The 3,664-nt window shown below is 61.4% G+C and carries 7 protein-coding genes; 4 read left to right on the plus strand and 3 right to left on the minus strand.

The genetic code is table 11. The features are described from left to right. Positions 1-309: 309 nt before the first annotated feature. Together WDW90_RS35650 and WDW90_RS35655 are read right to left on the minus strand one after the other, a co-directional pair. On the minus strand, positions 310-810 hold the full coding sequence (locus WDW90_RS35650; RefSeq protein ID WP_336492481.1) for a response regulator: 501 nt from the start codon (positions 808-810) through the stop codon (positions 310-312). Positions 811-1,169: 359 nt separating this feature from the next. Continuing rightward, on the minus strand, positions 1,170-1,418 hold the full coding sequence (locus WDW90_RS35655) for a hypothetical protein (RefSeq protein WP_336492475.1): 249 nt from the start codon (positions 1,416-1,418) through the stop codon (positions 1,170-1,172). A gap of 350 nt (positions 1,419-1,768) precedes the next feature. On the opposite strand from WDW90_RS35655, the gene WDW90_RS35660 reads away from it, so the two are divergent. The 4 genes from WDW90_RS35660 to WDW90_RS35675 all read left to right on the plus strand — a co-directional run bounded on the left by WDW90_RS35660 (position 1,769) and on the right by WDW90_RS35675 (position 3,037). Beyond that, positions 1,769-1,978: a cold-shock protein gene (locus WDW90_RS35660; protein WP_336492476.1), complete on the plus strand. Its 210-nt coding sequence runs from the start codon at positions 1,769-1,771 to the stop codon at positions 1,976-1,978. Positions 1,979-2,077: 99 nt separating this feature from the next. Further along, positions 2,078-2,446 (plus strand): DUF6481 family protein, encoded by a 369-nt coding sequence (locus WDW90_RS35665; RefSeq protein WP_336492477.1) that lies wholly within the window; start codon positions 2,078-2,080, stop codon positions 2,444-2,446. Between the two features lie 44 nt (positions 2,447-2,490). Next, positions 2,491-2,688: a hypothetical protein gene (locus tag WDW90_RS35670; protein WP_336492478.1), complete on the plus strand. Its 198-nt coding sequence runs from the start codon at positions 2,491-2,493 to the stop codon at positions 2,686-2,688. Positions 2,689-2,776: 88 nt separating this feature from the next. Beyond that, positions 2,777-3,037, plus strand: coding sequence for a hypothetical protein (locus tag WDW90_RS35675; RefSeq protein ID WP_336492479.1), 261 nt, complete (start codon positions 2,777-2,779; stop codon positions 3,035-3,037). A gap of 224 nt (positions 3,038-3,261) precedes the next feature. Here the strand turns inward: WDW90_RS35675 and WDW90_RS35680 are convergent. Further along, a partial coding sequence (locus WDW90_RS35680; protein WP_336492480.1) for a transglutaminase-like domain-containing protein occupies positions 3,262-3,664 on the minus strand: 403 nt, incomplete at its 5' end.

Here is a 3,664-nt window from a genome sequence, read left to right on the forward strand (position 1 = left end):
TGGCCGCGTCCAGCGAGGCATGGTGGAGCGGAACGCTCTTGAGCGCCGTCCCTTCAACAGGAATGATGGCGAAGCCGACGTCCTCTCGGATTTCGCCGAGGTGACGGCCGAGTCTGTCCTTGAGGCTCCAGGAAGCTCCCTTCGATCCTGTCGGGGTGAGGATGACATCCATGCCGCGCTTCCTTCGTCTCAGATAGCAGAAGTGAGTGAACCAGCCTGCTTCTCCTGATCTGAAGCCGCCGCCTGCGTGACGCTGAAGAGCGTTTTGACGCTCGGCGGTTCGAAAGGCCATAGAGCGCTAGCGGCAGTTCAGGTCTTGTCGGCCCCCGGGAGCGGGCCACCGGCATTCCCACCTCCGATTGCCCCACTAGCCGGGTTCAGCATCACGATCCCCTCCGGGAGCGCAGGCGCGCCATGAGCAGCCTCGGCATCGTGCCCGAGCATGCTCTCTATCTCACGGATCAACACCGAAGGCCGGTATGGCTTGGAGATAAACCGCGCACCCACCGGCAGGTCGCCGGGGGCGGGGCGCATCTTGCCAGAGGTGACGATGATCGCGATGGCAGGCCAGCGCTTGTGAACCAGACGAGCGAGCCAAAGCCCGTTGATCTCACCCGGCATGTTCCAATCGGTCAACAACACCCGCACGTCGGCTCGGGCCTCCAGCAAGATCATGGCCTCTTGAGCGTCATGTGCCTCGAAGGGCCGAAAGCCAGCATCCGCAAGGATGTCAGTAGCGATCATCCGAACCAGGAACTCGTCTTCTACGACGAGTATCCCAGGGAGTCTGTTGTCTGGGCCGGAAACCATCACCACACCTCGACGCCCAGGACGTGACCGTCGTCAGGTCGAGGGCTTCTGAGGCACTCTGGCTCGGCGATGATGGTCGCCAGGACGGACAATCCCAGCGATGGACCGCATGTAGAGCAGATTGAGCTTGTGTATGCAATCACACAAGCTTCTAGGTGTAAGGCATCTCATAATGTTAGAGCCTAGGCGAGCCCGCAAAAAGCCCTAAGAACGTCGTTAAATCCTTGATTTGCATGATGTGTAGGAGATTTTCCGAAACACGATATTCGCCGTATGAAGGGAAATCTCCTGCGCTGCTTCCGATGTCCGGCTCTGTCAGGCAGCCCTGAAAGCGATCAGCTGGGAGTGCTCGGAGGCGCTTAAGAAGCCAAAGGTGCCAGCCTCTGCTCAGCTCCAAAGCGGCTAGACAGTATCCGCGCTCGGTCCGGCGGAATTCCGTATTTCTCGGTAAGCTCTGTTATGAGCTGAGACAGTTCTTCTGGTGTAAAGTTCTTCTCACGCACAGCCCCAACCAGCGCATCTGTCGCGGCCATCATCTTAAGGCCATGCTTGATCTGGACCATCGAAGGCATCGGAACCTTGCGGCCGAATTTCATGGAGCGTTCCATCGTTATTTCTCGCCTCTTACACGTCGGTGCGGAACGTTCATGAAGTGAGAAGCGTATTGGAGGCTCTCAGCTCTGGACGCGCATTAGAGGGAAATTCTGCGAAGAGGGTAGTGTTCCATGTCGCCCGTCAGCCATTGTTTTTGTCTTTTTTCTAAAATCGCCTCAGCCTGGTTGTAAATGTGCCTCTGATGGCGTAGAAAACAGGCATCGATCTTTGGCCAGACATACGGCCGTTCCGCCTACTCAGGCGTGCGCTCTGCATTTCTCCCATATTTTCGACGATGAACGACCGAGCGCGTGCGCGCACGCGCTTGTCATATCCTGTTGCCTACCAAGATACGGAAATACCTATGAGCATCGGCACTGTGAAGTGGTTCAACGGAACCAAGGGCTTTGGCTTTATCCAACCTGAGGACGGCAGCAAGGACGTATTCGTCCACATTTCCGCCGTTGAGCGGGCCGGCATGCAGAGCCTCCAAGAGGGCCAGAGGGTCTCCTACGAGATGGAGGCCGACCGCCGCACCGGCAAACAGTCAGCCGGCAGCCTTCAGGCCGCCTGAGCCTTGCTCGTCTGCCCATGACGAGTTCCGAAGCCGTTCCGCCTGGAGCGGCTTCATCCGTTTCTCGCCACCAGCGCTGAGCCGCGGTGCGCACAAGGAATGTACGTGGGTCAATTCAAAGCGAACCAGATCGTCGACCGTCTCGAGGCCGCTGCGAAGGCGCGCCAGGCCACACTGGCCCGGTTCCGGGCACGTCCCGCATCAGATGACCCCATTGTTCTCGCACGGCAGGCTGCGCGGCGAGCTGTCATCCAGGCGCGAGAGGTTCGGGGCAACGAGCGAGAAACGGCTCGCCTTGCAGCCGAGGCCCAGCGCGAGGCAGAGGCGCTTGCTGCACGGGAGCGCGAGGCAGCCGAAGTTGCCCGGCAGGCTGCCGAGAAGATCGAGCGGCAAGCCGCGCTCGCGGCCGAGCAAAAAGCTGCACGTGACGCACGCTTTGCAGCCCGCAAGGCCAGAGCGCGCCGATAGATCGCCCGCGTTCTGCGGACTGCCGAGCCCCTGGAGGAAATCAGTTGTCCCACAAGTTCAAGGTCGGTCAGCACGTCCGGCAGTCCACAAGCGGCTATGTTTACGCCAAGAGTGTGGCTGGTGGCCTCTTCGAGGTCGTTCGCCTTATGCCGGAGGACCGCTCGGGTGAGCCATCGTATCGGGTGAAATCGGCTGCAGGTGAGCGCGCCGTGCAGGAAAGCGAACTCACCCTCGCCTCCTGATCTGGGAGGGTTCAGGCCACTCAGGCTTGGTGTACTGGGTTGGCATTTCAGGCGCGCTTGGCGCTCACTCTGACAAGATCCCTTGAGTATGGCTAAGCGACTGAAATTGAAGCCGCAGGAGCGGGGCTTCGTGCTGTTCGATGTGGCCTATGAGGATGGCTCCCGCGCCTCCAATCGCCGCGTTCCGATAGAGATTTTGGGCGGCCTTGACGGTGATAAACCCGCCCGCCGTGTTATCGAGGAGCAGGACGAGGCGATTGCGCAGAAGTCGGGCCGACCCCGCTCGCCTATCCAGGACCTGACTCGATCCGTGATCAAGGGCCCGAAGCTGACCTCTGGAGATCGTTGACACTTAGGCGGACAGCCCGCCGACAGATCGTGATCCCGCGAGGCTGATCTGCTTCCTCGGGGCATATTGGTGCTCCCCGTGCGTCGGGCGGGCGTAGCGCTGGCGGGACTGCGCGTAGATTGCTTCACCGAGCTCGCCTTGTTCCCGCTTCAGCACACTCTCGTCGCAAGTCGCGGCGACCTTCAAGCCGAGTTCGTGCGTGTGGCTGCGGCCGTAGAGTGGGCTTACGAGGTGACGCTGACCTCGACGGACATGCCTTCGGGGGCGTCAGCCGGGCCGCTGAAGCCGCCCATCAGGGGCACGGCTTGGCGGATGTCGCGCGCGACAGCGACCGGGATCAGGTTCGCGCCGCCCACACTGCGGTTGGTCGGGTCGAAGGTGATCCAACCCGCGCCGGGAAGGTAGACCTCGGCCCAGGCATGGGTCGACCCACCATCCGCCGAGCCTAGCAGGGCGCGGGTCGGATCATGGAGGTAGCCCGAGACGATCCGGGCTCCGAAGCCGAGGCTGCGGACGGCCTCGACGAACAGGGTCGCGAGATCCCGGCAGGAGCCCACACACAACGCAAGGGTCTGGCTCGGCGACTGCGTGCCTTCGTCCTCGCGCGCCTGGTAGCCGATGCCCGCA

It is taken from the genome of Methylobacterium nigriterrae, assembly GCF_037106235.1.
Lineage (GTDB): Bacteria > Pseudomonadota > Alphaproteobacteria > Rhizobiales > Beijerinckiaceae > Methylobacterium > Methylobacterium nigriterrae.

What these genes read in the sequence shown, in the direction of transcription:
- WDW90_RS35650 (WP_336492481.1), bottom strand. Translation starts at nt 810, where the DNA reads ATGGTTTCCGGCCCAGACAACAGACTCCCTGGGATACTCGTCGTAGAA.
- WDW90_RS35655 (WP_336492475.1), bottom strand. Translation starts at nt 1,418, where the DNA reads ATGGAACGCTCCATGAAATTCGGCCGCAAGGTTCCGATGCCTTCGATG.
- WDW90_RS35660 (WP_336492476.1), top strand. Translation starts at nt 1,769, where the DNA reads ATGAGCATCGGCACTGTGAAGTGGTTCAACGGAACCAAGGGCTTTGGC.
- WDW90_RS35665 (WP_336492477.1), top strand. Translation starts at nt 2,078, where the DNA reads ATGTACGTGGGTCAATTCAAAGCGAACCAGATCGTCGACCGTCTCGAG.
- WDW90_RS35675 (WP_336492479.1), top strand. Translation starts at nt 2,777, where the DNA reads ATGGCTAAGCGACTGAAATTGAAGCCGCAGGAGCGGGGCTTCGTGCTG.